Source organism: Pantoea sp. YR525, assembly GCF_900116775.1.
Lineage (GTDB): Bacteria > Pseudomonadota > Gammaproteobacteria > Enterobacterales > Enterobacteriaceae > Pantoea > Pantoea symbiotica.
The window spans coordinates 288,436-306,512 of record NZ_FPBU01000001.1 but is presented as its reverse complement, the minus strand read 5'-3'; the positions used below and the strand labels follow the sequence as shown (position 1 = coordinate 306,512).

The window sequence follows — 18,077 nt, the reverse complement described above, 5'->3', positions numbered from 1 at the left end:
ATGTCGATCGGTTTTCCATCATCCGGATTCCTGCCTGAATGGATCTAAAAGCCGTGATCTATGCGGTTCAGGGCTCTATTTCCGCGCTGTAGCCGCACGGTAAACGCACCATATGATAATCCGCGCGGCGGATGCAAGTCGGCATAATCCGGGAATTAAGGCGGGAGAAGGGCGTAATACTGCCAGAAATAAGCGAAGCGTATGAAAAACCCGTGAGGCGATTCTTTTGCGGCATAACCCCTAAAACTGCCACTTATCCTATAGCGAAGCCGCATGAATCTGGCAATATCGTGATCTGCGTCTACACTTAAAGCTGACGATGTTCGCAGTCAGCCTGGCGAGTGAGTTCAAATGATGTTTGTTTGTGGAGAGTTATCTATCGAAATTCCGTGTTATCTGCAAAACCTCCTCGCACACACTTCTGCGGTTGTAACCGCCTCGATCGCCCAGCCAGCCTCCGAACATCCTGTGATGGTAAATTCCACAAGACAGGAGAAGAGTCGTGACCCCCGCGGTTAATCAGAACAGCACCTTGCCGTCGTTAAGTGGCGGACTTTATGCCTTCTTTTTTGATGTCGACGGCACGCTGGCAGCGATTCAGTCGCAGCCCGAGTCGGTCTCCATTCCCGCCTCGGTACGCCAGCTCCTGCAACAAATTTCCAATCTCAGCCACGGCGCAGTCGCGCTGGTTTCCGGACGTCCGATTGCGCAACTCGACGCCTTAGTGGCACCGCTCGAAGCGCCAGCCGCTGGTGTGCACGGTGCAGAACGCCGCGATGCGGCGGGCCGCGTACATCGCCACAGCTTGCCGGGCGATGTTGCGCAAACGCTGCAAACCGAACTGCAGCAGACGCTGGATCAATGGCCGAATACGCTTTTAGAAGTGAAAGGCATGGCGTTTGCGCTGCACTATCGCAATGCGCCGCAGTATGAAAACGCCATCATGCAGCTGGCCGAAGACGCCGTTGCGCGTTTTCCCGAGCTGGCGCTGCAGCCAGGCAAATGCGTGGTGGAACTGAAGCCGCAAGGCATCGATAAAGGTGCCGCCGTACGTGAATTTATGCAGGAAGCGCCCTTTGCCGGACGCATTCCGGTATTTGTGGGAGACGACCTGACAGACGAAAAAGGATTCCTCGCGGTCAACGCCATGCAGGGCATTTCTGTCAAAGTCGGTGAAGGGGCCAGCCATGCACGCTATCGCCTCGACAGCGTTGAGGCCGTATGGCACTGGCTTGAACAACTATTATTACAACTAGAACATGACAATGTGGGTAAGGAGTTTAGGTTATGAGTCGTTTAGTCGTCGTATCTAACCGTATCGCGATTCCCGATGGTAGCAAGGCCAGCGCAGGCGGGCTTGCTGTCGGTATTTTGGATGCTCTGCGAGATACCGGAGGATTATGGTTTGGCTGGAACGGAGAGATCAGCGAATTCTCAGGCGAAGAGGAAGATGAAGAACTTTCGCAGATCGAAAAAGACGGCATTACCTATGCGTCACTGCCGCTGAATCAAAACGATTACGATCAATATTATCTCCAGTTCTCCAATACCGTGATTTGGCCGGCTTTCCACTATCGTCTCGATCTGGTGCAGTATCAGCGCGAAGCCTGGGATGGCTATTGCCGCGTCAACACCTTGCTGGCACAGCGTCTTAAACCGCTGCTGAAGCCTGACGATATTCTGTGGATCCACGATTACCATCTGCTGCCGTTTGCCGCCGAACTGCGCAAACAGGGCATTAATAACCGCATCGGATTCTTTCTGCATATCCCGTTCCCAACGCCTGAGATCTTCAACGCGTTGCCGCCGCATCAGGAACTGCTGGAGATGCTGTGCGACTACGATCTGCTGGGTTTCCAGACAGAATCCGACCGCGTTGCCTTCCTCGATAGCCTGAGTCAGCTGACGCAGCTGCAGAATAAAGGAGAGAAGAAGCATCGCGCCTTCGGCAACACCTTTATGACCGAGGTCTATCCGATTGGTATTGAGCCGGACACCATTAAAGAGATGGCGGAAGGGCCGCTGCCACCGAAAATGGCGGCGATGAAACGTGATTTGGGCGATTTGCAGAACATCATCGCCTGCGAGCGTCTGGATTACTCCAAAGGGTTGCCGGAGCGCTTCCTCGCCTTTGAAGCCTTGCTGGCGAATTTCCCGCAGCATCGCGGCAATGTGCGCTATTCGCAAATTGCGCCCACCTCGCGCGGCGACGTGCAGGCTTATCAGGACATCCGTCACCAGCTGGAAACGGAAGCGGGGCGCATCAATGGTAAATACGGCACCTTGGGCTGGACGCCGCTCTATTACCTCAATCAGCACTTTGATCGCCGCCTGTTAATGAAGATCTTCCGTCTCACCAACGTGGGCTTGATTACGCCACTGCGTGACGGCATGAATCTGGTGGCGAAAGAGTATGTGGCCGCGCAGGACCCGGATAATCCTGGCGTGCTGGTATTGTCACGCTTTGCCGGTGCGGCCAATGAGTTAACGTCGGCGCTGATCGTCAATCCGTACGACCGTGATGAGGTGGCGGCGGCGCTGGACCGCGCGTTGACCATGCCGCGTACCGAACGTATTTCGCGTTATAACGACATGATGGCGGTGTTGCGTAAACAGGATATTTCGCACTGGCGCGAAAGCTTCCTGAAAGATTTAAATACGTTGCCAGTACGCAGTGACGATCACGGCACGGCAAATAAAGTCGCTACCTTTCCGAAATTAGCGTAAGACGCACCAAATAAGTAAGGTCGCCATTAATGGCGACCTTGTTTCCAAAAACTCCCAGCCATCAATGACAATCTCCTCACCAAAAAACTTCCCGCCATTACGCCACCCATCGCCACCGCATTTCCGCTTCGCTGCACAGCGTTTTCACGCGCCATCCTAACTTCACGAAATCGATTTCATTTCTTTAAGCGCTAATGCGCTGACTCATCAGCAAAAAGCGCACATTTTGGTTAAAAAGAACGCAATCGAAAGGCCAAAAAAGCTTTTTTTCATCTCAACCCTAAAGATCTCAGGTGGTACGCCGATAGTAATCGCGTAGCAAACCGAAAAAACACCGATTCATTCATTTCTCTAATGTAACGCTCTGTTACATCCCCTGCCGTGCGCTAAACACTCCCTACAATCCATTGACAGTTCCCAGGCGCTCTACGCCCAGTCTTCACGCTTCGCTAGCGTCTCGCTTTACGGCACATGGGCAATATTCCCTGTAAGTGATTAATTTAGAAGCGAATAGTTTCGCGCTAATTCAGAGTATTATGCTGCATATAATTCTTTATATGGCGCGTTATAGCACTCTAATTCCAACAAAACAGATATCTGATCGCGTTGTAATGACAATCTTCCGCAGAGCCTAAAATCCGCCTTACTTCAGCAAAATATTAAAGAAATAATCAGAAATCGCGCAAAAAAAAGACAACAGAAAAGCGATGCTGAAGGGTTAGCGAAAAAATTTGCCTTAAAAGTGTGACGTAGATCACACTTTATCTAAAATTTCGCGCCACTCACGTTGTATGTCGAAATCAGACGATATAGATTTGCCTTGTTTTCAGATTAGTCTTAAAAAACTGTAAGCAGACGTCACGGAAGATGGTTACTACTCAAGCAAAGAATGGCCTGGAGTTTTGATTACTACTGATCAGTGTCCTGACGGGAAGTGAAACAGTTAGGTACGCGTTGGCTCAAGCCTGATTATTTTTTGCCATCTTTAGATTTACCAACCAGCAGCCCGAACCATAGAACAATTTAATTCTGTGGCCGTATATGTGTCGCGTCTATCAGGATGGAAAAAAATGGGTACATCAGAATTACTAAAACATATATATGACATCAATCTGTCATATTTGCTTCTTGCTCAGCGTTTAATTAACCAGGAAAAAGCTTCAGCAATGTTTCGTTTAGGCATCGATGAATCGATGGCTGATGCATTGTCGCAATTAACCTTACCTGAGATGGTAAAATTAGCGGAAACCAATCAACTGGTTTGCCAGTTCCGTTTTACCGATCACAACCATATTAATCGTCTGACTCAAGAGTCACGCGTGGATGACTTGCAGCAAATCCACACCGGTATTTTATTATCCAGCCGCCTGCTGCGGAATGCGTCTAAAGATGACGTCTCCGCGAAGAAGAGGGCCGTTTAATGACCGAAAAAAGTATTGTTCAGGAAGCGCGCGATATTCAGCTGGCAATGGAGCTGATTACATTGGGCGCACGACTGCAAATGCTGGAGAGTGAAACGCAGCTGAGCCGTGGTCGCCTGATTAAACTGTATAAAGAACTGCGTGGTGCTCCACCACCGAAAGGCATGCTGCCATTCTCTACTGATTGGTTCATGACCTGGGAACAAAACATCCACTCTTCTATGTTCTGTAACGCCTGGCAGTTCCTGCTGAAAACCGGCTTGAACAGTGGCGTTGAAGCGGTAATCAAAGCTTATCGCTTGTATCTTGAGCAGTGTCCGCAATCGGACGAGGGCCCGCTGTTGGCGCTAACGCGTGCATGGACCCTGGTGCGATTCGTTGAAAGCGGCATGCTGGAACTTTCTGACTGTAAGTGCTGTGGTGGAAGCTTTATTAACCACGCGCACCAGCCCGTCGGCAGCTTTGTCTGCAGCCTGTGCCAGCCGCCATCACGTGCCGTAAAAAGACGTAAACTTTCTGCAGATTCTGCCGATACCTTTCCACAACTGCTGGATGAACAGGTTAAACGCGCCGTTTAAGTTTGTTCGCATCGTGGAAAACATCCAGCAGCGGTTAATACCGCTGCTTTTTTTTTGCCTGCGATAAACGAATAACACCTGCGGCTCTCTGGCTTAACTTCCATCAACACGTTACGGACGTAAGGATTTTTTGTGCTGATAATTCTGGGTTATATCGTGGTCGTCGGCTCCGTGTTGGGCGGCTACGCGATGGTCGGCGGACATTTAGGCGCGCTATATCAACCGGCGGAGCTGATCATTATCGGCGGTGCCGGTATTGGTGCCTTTTTAGTCGGCAATAATGGCAAATCGATTAAGAAAACATTAAAAGCGCTGCCATTGTTAATGCGCGGCTCGAAATATAACAAAGCGGTATACATGGATTTAATGGCGCTGCTGTATCGCCTGATGGCGAAATCGCGTCAGCAAGGCATGTTGTCATTAGAACGCGACATTGAAGATCCCAGCCAGAGTGAAATTTTCGCTAACTATCCGCGTATTTTGTCCGATAAACAGTTAGTCGATTTTATTACCGATTATTTGCGTTTAATGGTCAGCGGAAATATGAACGCCTTCGAAATCGAAGCGTTGATGGATGAAGAGATCGAGACCTACGAGCACGAGTGCGAAGTACCAGCGCAAAGTATATCGGCGGTGGGTGATGGTTTACCGGCTTTCGGTATTGTCGCGGCGGTAATGGGCGTGGTGCACGCACTGGCATCAGCCGACCGTCCGGCGGCCGAACTGGGAGCGTTAGTGGCCCACGCGATGGTCGGTACCTTCCTCGGAATTTTGCTGGCTTACGGCTTTATTTCTCCGCTGGCGTCGGTGCTGCGTCAGAAATGTGCCGAAACCACCAAGATGATGCAGTGCGTGAAGGTGACGTTGCTCTCCAGCCTCAACGGTTACGCGCCGCAAATCGCCGTGGAATTTGGTCGTAAAACGCTGTACTCCGCCGAGCGTCCATCGTTCTCAGAGTTGGAAGAGCACGTGCGTAACGCCAAGAACCCGGCGAAACAAACTTCGGATGAGAATTCATGAAAGCAGGCAATCGCCCCATTGTGCTGGTTAAAAAGCGCAAACATAAAGGTCACCATGGGAGCCACGGTTCGTGGAAGATTGCCTATGCCGACTTTATGACGGCGATGATGGCGTTCTTTATGGTGATGTGGTTGCTCTCCATCTCCAGCCCCAAAGAGTTGGTCCAAATTGCGGAATACTTCAAAACGCCGTTGAAAGTGGCGTTAACCGGCGGTCAGCGCAGCAGCGACAGCGAAAGTCCAATCCCTGGCGGCGGCGACGATCCGACGCAGCAGAAGGGTGAAGTAAAGAAGATTGTCGATATGGATGCGCAGAAGAAGAAGCTGGAGGAGATCCGCCTGAATCGCCTGCGTGAAAAGCTCGACCAACTGATTGAAGCCGATCCGCGTCTGAAAGCGCTGCGTCCGCACCTGATTATCAACATGGTGGAAGAGGGACTGCGCATTCAGATTATCGATAGCCAGAACCGCCCGATGTTTAAAACCGGCAGCGCGGACGTGGAGCCTTACATGCGCGACATCCTGCGCACTATCGCGCCGGTACTGAATGATATCCCGAACAAAATCAGCCTCGCGGGTCACACCGATGATTTCCAGTATGCCAACGGCGACCGTGGCTACAGCAACTGGGAACTGTCGGCGGATCGTGCCAATGCTTCACGGCGCGAGCTCGTGATTGGTGGCCTCGACGGCGCCAAAATGCTGCGTGTGGTCGGTATGGCCGACACCATGAAGCTGAAAAACCGTGGTGCTAATGATGCAGTCAACCGCCGCATTAGCCTGCTGGTGTTGAATCACGACACCGAAGCGGCGATTGAAAAAGAGAATGCCGAGAGCGATGCCGTTCAGGTAAGCGACCCGGCGCAAATTATTCCCGACATTACCGCACCCGCTGTTCCGGCTGCGTCGACTGCCCCAACAGGTTCCACTGCGACACCGGCTGCGCCGGCTGCTGCAACGGCACCTGCGGCAGCGGCGGCGCCCGCAGCGAGCGCGGTGACACCAGACCAACCCTCACAGCCGAGGTGATCCCGTGAGCATGGACATCAGCGATTTTTACCAGACGTTTTTCGATGAAGCCGATGAGCTGTTAGCGGATATGGAGCAACACCTGTTGGGACTTGATCCCCAGGAGCCCGATTCCGAGCAGTTGAATGCCATCTTCCGCGCCGCCCACTCCATCAAGGGCGGAGCCGGTACGTTTGGCTTTACGGTTTTACAGGAAACCACCCACATCCTGGAAAACATTCTGGATGGTGCGCGCCGCGGCGAGATGCAGCTCAGCACCGATATCATCAACCTGTTTTTGGAAACCAAAGATATTATGCAAGAACAGCTCGATGCCTATAAAACGGCGCAGGAGCCGAATGCAGAAAGCTTTAAATACATCTGCGAAGCGCTGCGTCAGCTGGCACTGGAAGCGAAAGGCATTGTGCCTGAAGCACCGAAAGTGGCCGAAGTGGTTGAGATTGCTGCAGCCGTTGCCGGCAGCGGTCTGCGCCTGCAACTGGTTGACCTGAAAGAGAAAGAGCCGGAGCTGATGCTGGAAGAGCTCGGTAATCTGGGTACCGTTAGTAACGTGGTGAAAGGCGCCAATTCGCTGGAAGTCACCATTGATGGCGTCGGCAAAGATGACATCGTAGCGGTGCTGTGTTTTGTGCTGGATGAAGCACAGATCCACTTCCCGTCAGGCGCAGCGGCAGTTGCTGAAGCGCCGGTAGCGGAAGTGGCTGCAGAAGCGGTGCAAACCGCCACCGTGACCGACATTACGCCAGCGGTGAAACGTGAGCCTAAGCGTGCCGCCGCACCGGCCAAAGGCAGCGAATCCAGCAGCATCCGTGTAGCAGTAGAGAAAGTTGACCAGCTGATTAACCTGGTTGGCGAACTGGTGATCACCCAATCGATGCTGGCGCAGCGTTCCGGCGCGCTGGATCCGGTGGCGCACGGCGACCTGCTGAACAGCATGGGTCAGCTGGAGCGTAATGCCCGCGATCTGCAGGAATCGGTGATGTCGATTCGTATGATGCCGATGGAGTATGTCTTCAGCCGCTTCCCGCGTCTGGTACGCGATCTGGCCAGCAAGCTGGGCAAAGAAGTGGAACTGACGCTGCTCGGCAGCTCAACCGAACTGGATAAGAGCCTGATTGAGCGCATCATCGATCCGTTAACGCACCTGGTGCGTAACAGCCTCGATCACGGTATCGAAACCCCGGAAAAACGTCTGGCGGCGAATAAAACCGCCGTCGGCAACCTGACGCTCTCTGCGGAACATCAGGGCGGCAACATCTGCATCGAAGTGATCGATGACGGTGCCGGTCTGAACCGCGAACGTATTCTGGCCAAAGCGCTGTCGTCTGGTCTGCCGGTCAGCGACAGCATGAGCGATGAAGAAGTCGGCATGCTGATCTTCGCGCCGGGCTTCTCCACCGCTGAGCAGGTTACCGACGTGTCGGGCCGTGGCGTGGGCATGGACGTGGTGAAACGTAATATTCAGGAGATGGGCGGTCACGTCGAAATCTCCTCGAAGCAGGGCAAAGGCACCACCATTCGCATCCTGCTGCCGCTGACGCTGGCGATCCTTGACGGCATGTCAGTGCGCGTGGCTAACGAAGTGTTCATTCTGCCGCTCAACGCAGTGATGGAATCGCTGCAGCCGACCGCCGAAGAGCTGAAACCGCTGGCCGGTGGCGAGCGCGTGCTGGAAGTGCGTGGCGAATATCTGCCGCTGGTGGAGTTGTGGAATGTGTTTGAGGTGCAGAACGCCAAAACCGACGCCACCCAAGGCATCGTGGTGATTCTGCAAAGCGCAGGCCGTCGCTATGCGCTGCTGGTTGATCAGCTGATTGGTCAGCATCAGGTGGTAGTGAAAAACCTTGAAAGCAACTATCGCAAAGTGCCGGGCATCTCTGCCGCCACCATTTTGGGCGATGGTAGCGTGGCGCTGATTGTGGATGTCTCAGCACTGCAATCGTTGAACCGTGAAAAGCGTGTGGCCGGTGCCGCAGCGTAATAGATAACGAAAGGGTAAAAAAATGACTGACATGGCAACCGTGACCAAAATCGCTGGCGAAACCGTGGGCCAGGAATTCTTAGTTTTCACACTGGGTGACGAAGAGTACGGCATCGACATTCTGAAAGTGCAGGAGATTCGCGGTTACGATCAGGTAACCCGCATCGCCAACACGCCGGAATTCATCAAAGGCGTGACCAACCTGCGCGGCGTGATCGTGCCAATCATCGACCTGCGCGTGAAATTCTCGCAGCCGGATGTGGTGTACAACGAGAACACCGTGGTGATCGTGCTGAATCTTGAACATCGCGTGGTAGGAATCGTGGTGGATGGCGTTTCTGACGTGCTGTCACTGACGCAAGAGCAGATTCGCCCTTCACCAGAGTTCGCTGTCACCATGTCCACCGAGTACCTGACCGGTCTCGGCGCGTTGGGTGAACGTATGCTGATTCTGGTCGACATCGAAAAGCTGCTGAGCAGCGAAGAGATGGCGCTGGTGGATAACCTGCGTACCGCATAATCCCTGCAACGGGCCGCGCTGCTGCGGCCCGTTATCATCACGTGCGTGAATTAATTCCTTACAAATCAACAACAAAGCCGCGAAAAACCTCTGCAATATCCCTCAATATTCTCCGCCTTTGGTCGATAACTGATCTGTACCATTTTTCTTCATTTTCCAGGGCAAACTATGTTTACGAGAATCCGCGTGGTCACCAGCTTATTGCTGGTGTTGTTGGTGTTTGGCTTTTTACAGCTGGCATCCGGCTCACTGTTTTTCAAAGCGCTAAGCGATGACAAAAACAGTTTTAACGTTTCACAACTGGCGAGCAAAAACACTGCCGCCATCAACGACGCCTACATGAGCCTCAACCAGAGCCGTGTAGTGTTAACCCGCATTCAGCTGCGTATGGCAACCAGCAAACTCACCGGCAACGAAGCGGATATCGCTGGTTTGTATGACGATAGCAAAGCCTTCCAGAAAGACGCCGCCGATAACTACCAGCTGTTTAAAGCCACGCCGGACACACCGGGACAGGATGCCGCACTGAATAAGCGTGTGGATGAAACCTATACCGCCTATGCCAGCGCGCTTGGCCAGTTGCACGATGCGCTGGTGGCAAAAGATCTCGATCAGGCAGCCAAAGCGCCGGTTGCGCCGAGTCAAAACGCCTTCCTGAAAGAGTATCGCCAGTGGCGTGCCGATCAGGATCGCCTGACCGCTGCGGGCGTCGAAGCCAACAGCTCAGCTTACGAACACATGATTTGGCTGTTAGGCGCGGTGCTGGCGATTGTGGTGGCGGTGATTGTGCTGTGTTGGTTTGGCATGCGCAAAATTCTCATCAAGCCGCTTAATGAGAACATCCAGCATATTCAGCACATTGCGCAGGGCGATTTGACGCAGAGCATTGCGGTCGAAGGGCGCAACGAAATGAGCCAGCTGGCGGAAAGCCTGCATGAGATGCAGCAGTCGCTGGTACGCACGGTGAGTGATGTGCGTGACGGTTCGGATGCCATCTTTACCGGGGCGAGCGAAATCTCTGCGGGCAACAACGATCTCTCGGCACGTACCGAAGAGCAGGCGGCTTCACTGGAGCAGACCGCCGCCAGCATGGAACAGCTGACTGCCACCGTGAAGCAGAACGCCGAAAACGCGCGTCAGGCGTCGCAGCTGGCGCTGAGCGCCTCCGAAACCGCACAGAAGGGCGGCGACGTGGTGCAAGGCGTGGTGCGCACCATGAGCGACATCGCCGGCAGTTCGAAGAAGATCGCCGACATCACCAGCGTGATCGATGGCATCGCTTTCCAGACCAATATCCTGGCGCTGAACGCGGCGGTAGAAGCGGCGCGTGCCGGCGAGCAGGGCCGTGGCTTTGCGGTGGTTGCCGGTGAGGTGCGTAATCTGGCCCAGCGCAGCGCGCAAGCAGCGAAAGAGATCAAAGGGCTGATTGAAGATTCCGTCCAACGTGTGAACAGCGGATCTGAACTGGTTGGCACCGCCGGTGAAACCATGAGCGATATCGTTAATGCGGTGACGCGCGTCACTGACATCATGGGCGAAATTGCCTCGGCGTCGGATGAGCAGAGCCGTGGTATCGATCAGGTTGGTCAGGCGGTAACGGAGATGGATCGCGTGACGCAGCAGAACGCCTCGCTGGTGGAAGAGTCGGCGGCGGCGGCGGCATCGTTGGAAGAGCAGGCCAGCCGCCTGAGCCAGTCGGTAGCAGTGTTCCGCGTACCGCGCGCGGCGCAAGCGCAGCCGCAAGCCAAAGCCGGCGTGCGTCATCCACAGATCGCACCACCAACGCTAGGTACACCGCGTAAAGCGGTGACCGCTGCGGCGGGTGACAGCAACTGGGAGACGTTTTAACGCGTTAAATAGCGGTCGGCATTAATGCCGACCCTACGCACATCTCACTTGTAGGGTCGCCATTCATGGCGACCAACATTAAAAAAATGCGCCTTTATCGCTCACCCGATAAAAGGCGCATTTTTTTACTGTTAATTTCTTTAGTTATAAAACACTGTAATCATGCTCAAACGCAGAGTTTTAATTCGTAAAGTAGCTTAAGCACCCTGAAATATTCAGATTACCGGTCGATAACTGGGGGAGCCGAAACGCATCCCTGGAGAACCCATGTTAAAACGAATCAATGTAGTGACCAGCCTCATCGCCGTATTGCTGGTTTTTGGCGCTTTACAATTACTGTCGGGTGGCCTGTTCTGGTCCGCCTTACAAAAAGATAAAGAGGCGTTTGCGGTAGCGCAGATCTCCTCCAACAACGTCGGCGCAATGTCCGATGCCTGGATTGAACTGAACCAAACCCGCACGGTGCTCAACCGCGCCATGTTGCGTATGCAGGGCACCATGGCCGCGCAGGCGAATGGCGGCCAGTTGGCGGCGTTAATTGCGCAAACTGAAAAGCAGCTCAATGTGGCTGCCGGTCATTATCAACGCTACTACGACTTACCGGCCACGCCGGGCTTGCCGGAAGCGCTGCGCGATAAGCTGGAAGCGAACTACGCCGCCTTTAACGACGGATTGAAAGCCATGCTGGATCGCCTGAAAGCCAACGATCTGCAAGGCATGTTTGCGCAGAATATCGAAGCGAAACAGGTGGCGATGAAAGCCACTTACGAAGAGTGGCGGACTGAGCAAAGCAAACTGGCGGCAGAAGGCGTGGCGCAAAACCAGCGCGCCTTCCAGACCATGATGTGGTTGCTGGCGTCCGTGGCGCTGGTGGTGGTGGCGGTGATTGTTGGCTGCTGGTTTGGTCTGCGTAGCGTGCTGATTCAGCCGCTGCATCAGCTGCTGGCGCATATTCGTCATATCGCTGCTGGCGATCTCACGCAACATATCGTGGTGGAAGGGCGCAATGAAATGAGCCAGCTGGCCGGCAGCCTGCATGAAATGCAGCAGTCGCTGGTTAGCACCGTGGGCAATGTGCGTGACGGTTCCGATGCGATTTTCACCGGCGCCAGCGAAATCGCCGCCGGGAATAACGATCTCTCTGCGCGTACCGAAGAGCAGGCCGCCTCACTGGAGCAGACTGCAGCCAGCATGGAGCAGCTCACCGCGACGGTAAAACAGAACGCCGAAAATGCACGTCAGGCGTCGCAGCTGGCGCTCAGCGCGTCCGACACCGCACGCAAGGGCGGCGAGGTGGTCGATGGCGTGGTGCGTACCATGCAGGATATCGCCGGCAGTTCGAAGAAGATCGCCGACATTATCAGCGTGATTGATGGCATCGCTTTCCAGACCAACATCCTGGCGCTGAACGCGGCGGTTGAAGCGGCGCGCGCCGGTGAACAGGGCCGTGGTTTTGCCGTGGTGGCAGGTGAAGTGCGTAACCTGGCACAGCGCAGTGCGCAGGCGGCGAAAGAGATTAAAGGCTTGATCGAAGACTCGGTGAACCGCGTCAACAACGGTTCGCAGCTGGTCGGCACCGCCGGAGAGACCATGAATGATATCGTCGGTGCCGTCACGCGCGTCACCGATATTATGGGCGAAATCGCCTCGGCATCGGATGAGCAGAGCCGTGGTATCGATCAGGTAGGACAAGCGGTGACCGAGATGGACCGCGTCACCCAGCAGAACGCCTCGCTGGTGGAAGAGTCCGCTGCTGCTGCTGCATCACTGGAAGAGCAGGCGAGCCGCCTGAGCCAAGCGGTATCGGTGTTCCGCATTCCGCGCGCCGCCCAGGCGCAACCGAAGGCGAGCATGGTACGTCAGATCGCCAGCGCACCGCGCAAAGCGGCTGCCGCGCCGGTGAGTGAAGGCAACTGGGAGACGTTTTAAGTTTTGAGTCGTTTGTCCCTCGCCCCGGCCCTCTCCCGTAAACGGGAGAGGGAGACGCTGCCATATGTTAGCTCGATCAATTCCCTCTCCCGCCTGCGGGAGAGGGTTAGGGTGAGGGACAGCGAGCACCCATCTAACCCAAGCTGGTCCAACCCCTGCGAACACACATAAAGATCCCTCTTTGAGCGCCGATAACAGAGGCGATCCGCCAACCAATGAGGTGTTTATGTTTAGTCGTATTCGTGTTGTATCCGGCCTGCTGTGCGTGCTGGCGCTGTTTGCCTTACTGCAGCTGTTCTCCGGTGGAGTGTTCTACTCCACGGTCAAAGCCGATAAAGATAATTTTGCCTATAACCAGCGTCTTAGCACGCTGCAGCGGGCAATGGGCACCTCATGGGTATCGCTGGTTCAGGCGCGTAACACGCTGAACCGTGCGGGGATCCGTTACCTGCTGGACAGTCAGCAGGCTGGCTCAGGCGCAACCGTGAAAGATCTGGTGGCGCTGGCGAGTGAGGAGTTGAAGAACGCCGATCAGGGTTTTGCCGAATTTAACGCCAACCTGTCTGAAAAGGGCAAAAAGGCCGAGAACGTGCTGACGCTGCAGGCCAACTACAACGCCTATCGGGGTGCATTGGGTGAGTTGATCGATTTCCTCGGTAGCGGAAATTTCAAAGGATTTGTTGATCAGCCGACGCAGGGATTCCAGGACAAATTTGCCAAAGATTACAACGCGTGGCTGAGCTACAACATTGTGCTCGCCAATCAGGGCATTGAAGCCAATGACGCGGCGTATACCAAGTCCATCATGCTGGTGGTCGGCACGCTGCTGGTGACCTTGCTGGTGATTGCGCTGGTGTGGAGCGGCATGCGTACGGTGCTGATCCGTCCGCTGAAGCAGAGCATCGAGCACATTCGTCACATCGCGCGTGGCGATTTGACGCAGCAGGTCGACATCACGGTGCGCAACGAGATGGGCGAGCTGCTCACTTCGGTGCAAGAGATGCAGCAAGAGCTGGCGCGGACGGTGCGTACCGTGCGTGACGGTTCCGATGCGATCTACACCGGTGCCAGCGAAATCGCCATGGGCAACAACGATCTCTCCTCGCGTACCGAGCAGCAAGCGGCCTCGCTGGAAGAGACCGCTGCCAGCATGGAGCAGTTGACCGCCACCGTGAAGCAGAACGCCGAAAATGCTCGTCAGGCATCGCAGCTGGCGCTCAACGCCTCGGAAACCGCGCAGCAGGGCGGCAAAGTGGTGGATGGCGTGGTTACCACCATGAAAGAGATTACCGGCAGCTCGAAGAAAATCGCTGACATCATCAGCGTGATCGATGGCATTGCCTTCCAGACCAATATCCTCGCACTGAACGCCGCGGTAGAAGCTGCGCGCGCCGGTGAGCAAGGACGTGGATTTGCTGTGGTAGCGGGCGAGGTGCGCAGTCTGGCACAGCGCAGCGCACAAGCGGCGAAAGAGATTAAAGGATTGATCGAAGATTCGGTCAGCCGCGTCAACACCGGTTCTGTGCTGGTGGAGAGCGCCGGGGAAACCATGACCAACATCGTGAATGCGGTCACGCGCGTCACCGACATCATGGGCGAAATCGCCTCGGCGTCGGACGAGCAGAGCCGTGGTATCGATCAGGTCGGTCTGGCGGTGAACGAGATGGATCGCGTGACGCAGCAGAACGCCGCGCTGGTCGAAGAGTCCGCGACTGCGGCAGCGGCGCTGGAAGATCAGGCCAGCCGACTGAAACAGTCAGTTGCGGTGTTCAATATCGGTAAAGAATTTGTCGTTCAGGCCGTTAACGTATCTACAGCGGCAAAAAATTTGCGTTCTGGCACGCCAAAAGCACTGGCACCGGCAGGCGCACGTAGCACTGACGATAACTGGGAAACCTTTTAATCCTTGTGGCCGCCGCAAGGCGGCCCATAAGAATGGCGCGACTGGCAGCACAGTAGCAACCGCAGTATCACAATTTAAACAGTTTGTTGCCGGGTGACCTGAAATGAAGAAATCGACGTTATTGGATCAAAGTGAAGCGACCACGCTGCTGTCGCAAATGGTGCAGCGCTTACCGCTCTCAGATACGCATTTTCGTCGCATTAGCCAGCTGATCTATCAGCGCGCGGGTATTGTGCTGGCCGACCACAAACGCGAGATGGTTTACAACCGTTTGGTGCGTCGTCTGCGCATGCTGAATATTGATGACTTTGGCCGCTATCTGGCGCTGCTGGAGCAAGACCAAAACAGTGCGGAGTGGCAGGCGTTTATTAACGCGCTGACCACCAACCTGACCTCTTTCTTCCGCGAGGCGCATCACTTCCCGATCCTCGCGGATCATGCGCGTAAGCGCACGGGTAATTACAGCGTCTGGAGCACCGCCGCCTCAACCGGCGAAGAGCCGTACTCCATCGCCATGACGCTGGCGGAAACGCTGGGCACCGGTCCGGGTAAATTCCAGGTCCATGCCAGCGATATCGACACGCAGGTATTAGAGAAAGCCGTGGCGGGCGTGTATCGCCAGGAAGAGCTGCGTACCTTGTCGCAGTCACAGCTGCAGCGCTTTTTCCTGCGCGGCACCGGTCCGCACGAAGGCATGGTGCGCGTGCGTTCCGACCTCGCCAACATGGTGAACTATACGCAACTGAATTTACTGGCTAACGACTGGGCGTTGCCGGGTCCGTTCGACGCGATTTTCTGTCGCAACGTGATGATCTATTTCGATAAAGAGACGCAGGAACAGATTCTGCGCCGTTTCGTGCCCCTGCTGAAACCCGGCGGTCTGCTGTTTGCCGGGCATTCCGAGAACTTTAGTCAGATCAGCAAAGAGTTCTGGCTGCGTGGACAGACAGTCTATGGACTGAGCAAGGAAAGACGATGAGCAAAATCACCGTGATGTGCGTGGATGACTCTGCGCTAATGCGACAGTTGATGACAGAGATCATCAACAGCCATCCCGATATGGAGATGGTCGCGAGTGCGCCAGATCCGCTGGTGGCGCGGGATTTAATCAAACAGTACAACCCGCAGGTGTTGACGCTGGATGTGGAGATGCCGCGTATGGATGGCCTCGATTTCCTCGAGAAGCTGATGCGCCTGCGCCCGATGCCGGTGGTGATGGTTTCTTCGCTGACCGGTAAAGGTTCGGAAGTAACGCTGCGCGCGCTCGAGTTGGGTGCGGTGGATTTCGTCACCAAGCCGCAGCTCGGTATTCGCGAAGGCATGCTGGCGTACAGCCAGATGATTGCCGACAAGATCCGCGCCGCCGCGCGCGCCAAGCTGCATGTGCGTGCCTCCACGCCGATGCCGGTGACGCTGAAAGCGGGCCCGCTGCTGAGCAGTGAAAAGCTGATTGCCATCGGCTCTTCCACTGGCGGTACCGAGGCGATTCGCCATGTGCTGCAGCCGCTGCCGGCGACCAGCCCGGCGCTGCTGATTACTCAGCATATGCCGCCTGGCTTTACCCGCTCGTTTGCCGAGCGTCTGAACAAGCTGTGCCAGATCACCGTGAAAGAGGCGGAAGACGGCGAGCGTATTCTGCCGGGCCACGCCTATATTGCGCCAGGCGCGATGCACATGGAGCTGGGCCGTAGCGGTGCCAACTATGTGGTGAAACTGAATGACGGTCCGCCAGTGAACCGACACAAGCCATCGGTAGATGTGCTGTTCCGTTCGGTGGCGGTGCACGCAGGACGAAATGCGGTGGGTGTAATTCTGACCGGGATGGGTAACGACGGCGCGGCCGGGATGCTGGAAATGCATCGCGCGGGCGCCTGGACCATCGCGCAGGATGAAGCCAGCTGCGTGGTATTTGGTATGCCGCGCGAAGCGATTGCGATGGGCGGCACCAGTGAAGTGGTCGATTTAGGCCACATCAGTCAGCACATGCTGGCGAAAATTAGCGCCGGACAGGCATTGCGAATTTAACGAGCCCGTCCTGCTGGACGAGACAACACGGGAGTAGATATGGCTGATAAAAATATGCGCTTTTTGGTGGTGGATGACTTCAATACGATGCGTCGTATCGTCCGTAACCTGCTGAAAGAGCTTGGATTCAATAACGTCGAAGAAGCAGAAGATGGCGTCGATGCCCTGACCAAACTGCGTGCCGGTGGCTTTGATTTCGTGGTTTCCGACTGGAACATGCCGAACATGGACGGTCTGGAGCTGCTGCAAACCATTCGTGCTGACGCCACGCTGAATAAACTGCCGGTGCTGATGGTGACCGCGGAAGCGAAGAAAGAGAACATCATCGCGGCCGCGCAGGCGGGCGCCAGCGGCTACGTGGTGAAACCGTTCACGGCGGCCACGCTGGAAGAGAAGTTAGGCAAAATATTCGAAAAACTGGGTATGTAAGGAGATGTGATGAGCGACCTTCCGAAATCAACCGAAGAAGCCTCGGCACACGACATTATTACCCGCATCGGCTCACTGACGCGCATGTTGCGTGACAGTCTGCGTGAGCTGGGGTTAGACCAGGCGATTGCTGAAGCGGCGGAAGCCATTCCTGACGCGCGCGATCGTCTGGATTATGTTGTGCAAATGACGGCGCAAGCGGCAGAACGTGCGTTGAACTGCGTTGATGCAGCGCAGCCACACCAGGACCAAATGGAAGCCGGCGCTAACCAGCTGAAAGGCCGGTGGGATGCGTGGTTTGAAAATCCGATTGAACTGACTGATGCGCGCGAGTTGGTTTCGGATACGCGCCAGTTCCTGACTGACGTTCCGGGACACACGTCGTACACCAATAAGCAGTTGCTCGAAATCATGATGGCGCAGGATTTCCAGGACCTTACCGGTCAGGTGATCAAGCGCATGATGGATGTGATCCAGGAGATCGAGCGTCAGCTGTTGATGGTGCTGCTGGAGAATATGCCAGAAGCCAACGCCGCGGCGCGTAAAGAGGGCAACAGCCTGCTGAACGGTCCGCAGATCCACGCCAATGCACCCGGCGTGGTGGCGAACCAGGATCAGGTTGATGACCTGCTGGATAGCTTAGGGTTTTAACGGTTTGCGAGCGGTCG

At 55.1% G+C, this 18,077-nt stretch carries 15 protein-coding genes; all 15 read left to right on the top strand.

Annotation, left to right across the window (positions count from 1 at the left end; genetic code table 11):
- The first annotated feature begins 502 nt into the window (after window positions 1-502).
- On the top strand, window positions 503-1,291 hold the full coding sequence (gene otsB / locus BM323_RS01335) for a trehalose-phosphatase (RefSeq protein ID WP_008102845.1): 789 nt from the start codon (window positions 503-505) through the stop codon (window positions 1,289-1,291).
- Window positions 1,288-2,727 (top strand): alpha,alpha-trehalose-phosphate synthase, encoded by a 1,440-nt coding sequence (gene otsA / locus BM323_RS01330; protein ID WP_008102848.1) that lies wholly within the window; start codon window positions 1,288-1,290, stop codon window positions 2,725-2,727. The genes otsB and otsA overlap by 4 nt, the downstream gene beginning before the upstream one ends.
- Window positions 2,728-3,797: 1,070 nt before the next feature.
- Complete coding sequence (gene flhD / locus BM323_RS01325) at window positions 3,798-4,148, top strand: flagellar transcriptional regulator FlhD (RefSeq protein ID WP_008102850.1); 351 nt, start codon at window positions 3,798-3,800, stop codon at window positions 4,146-4,148.
- Window positions 4,148-4,726: a flagellar transcriptional regulator FlhC gene (flhC, locus tag BM323_RS01320; protein ID WP_008102852.1), complete on the top strand. Its 579-nt coding sequence runs from the start codon at window positions 4,148-4,150 to the stop codon at window positions 4,724-4,726. The genes flhD and flhC overlap by 1 nt, the downstream gene beginning before the upstream one ends.
- 132 nt (window positions 4,727-4,858) lie before the next feature.
- Window positions 4,859-5,746, top strand: a complete 888-nt coding sequence (gene motA, locus BM323_RS01315; protein WP_007891047.1) for a flagellar motor stator protein MotA — start codon at window positions 4,859-4,861, stop codon at window positions 5,744-5,746.
- Complete coding sequence (motB, locus tag BM323_RS01310; RefSeq protein ID WP_008102855.1) at window positions 5,743-6,774, top strand: flagellar motor protein MotB; 1,032 nt, start codon at window positions 5,743-5,745, stop codon at window positions 6,772-6,774. The genes motA and motB overlap by 4 nt, the downstream gene beginning before the upstream one ends.
- 10 nt (window positions 6,775-6,784) lie before the next feature.
- Window positions 6,785-8,755 (top strand): chemotaxis protein CheA, encoded by a 1,971-nt coding sequence (gene cheA, locus BM323_RS01305; RefSeq protein ID WP_175501677.1) that lies wholly within the window; start codon window positions 6,785-6,787, stop codon window positions 8,753-8,755.
- A 22-nt stretch (window positions 8,756-8,777) separates the two neighbouring features.
- Window positions 8,778-9,275: a chemotaxis protein CheW gene (gene cheW / locus BM323_RS01300; RefSeq protein WP_008102858.1), complete on the top strand. Its 498-nt coding sequence runs from the start codon at window positions 8,778-8,780 to the stop codon at window positions 9,273-9,275.
- Window positions 9,276-9,443: 168 nt separating this feature from the next.
- Window positions 9,444-11,123 carry a methyl-accepting chemotaxis protein gene (locus BM323_RS01295; protein WP_008102860.1) on the top strand — a complete coding sequence of 560 codons (1,680 nt, stop codon included), beginning with the start codon at window positions 9,444-9,446 and terminating at the stop codon, window positions 11,121-11,123.
- A gap of 267 nt (window positions 11,124-11,390) precedes the next feature.
- The gene (locus tag BM323_RS01290) at window positions 11,391-13,052 is read left to right on the top strand and encodes a methyl-accepting chemotaxis protein (protein WP_008102862.1); all 1,662 of its coding nucleotides are present in this window, start codon (window positions 11,391-11,393) and stop codon (window positions 13,050-13,052) included.
- 226 nt (window positions 13,053-13,278) lie between these two features.
- A complete protein-coding gene (locus BM323_RS01285; RefSeq protein ID WP_008102864.1) occupies window positions 13,279-14,955 on the top strand; it encodes a methyl-accepting chemotaxis protein in 1,677 nt (558 codons plus the stop codon).
- Between the two features lie 103 nt (window positions 14,956-15,058).
- Complete coding sequence (gene cheR / locus BM323_RS01280; protein WP_008102867.1) at window positions 15,059-15,934, top strand: protein-glutamate O-methyltransferase CheR; 876 nt, start codon at window positions 15,059-15,061, stop codon at window positions 15,932-15,934.
- On the top strand, window positions 15,931-16,980 hold the full coding sequence (locus tag BM323_RS01275) for a protein-glutamate methylesterase/protein-glutamine glutaminase (protein WP_008102868.1): 1,050 nt from the start codon (window positions 15,931-15,933) through the stop codon (window positions 16,978-16,980). Before cheR ends, BM323_RS01275 begins: the two co-directional genes overlap by 4 nt.
- A gap of 39 nt (window positions 16,981-17,019) precedes the next feature.
- Window positions 17,020-17,409: a chemotaxis response regulator CheY gene (cheY, locus tag BM323_RS01270; RefSeq protein WP_008102871.1), complete on the top strand. Its 390-nt coding sequence runs from the start codon at window positions 17,020-17,022 to the stop codon at window positions 17,407-17,409.
- A gap of 9 nt (window positions 17,410-17,418) precedes the next feature.
- A complete protein-coding gene (gene cheZ, locus BM323_RS01265) occupies window positions 17,419-18,060 on the top strand; it encodes a protein phosphatase CheZ (RefSeq protein WP_008102872.1) in 642 nt (213 codons plus the stop codon).
- The last annotated feature ends 17 nt before the right edge of the window (window positions 18,061-18,077 follow it).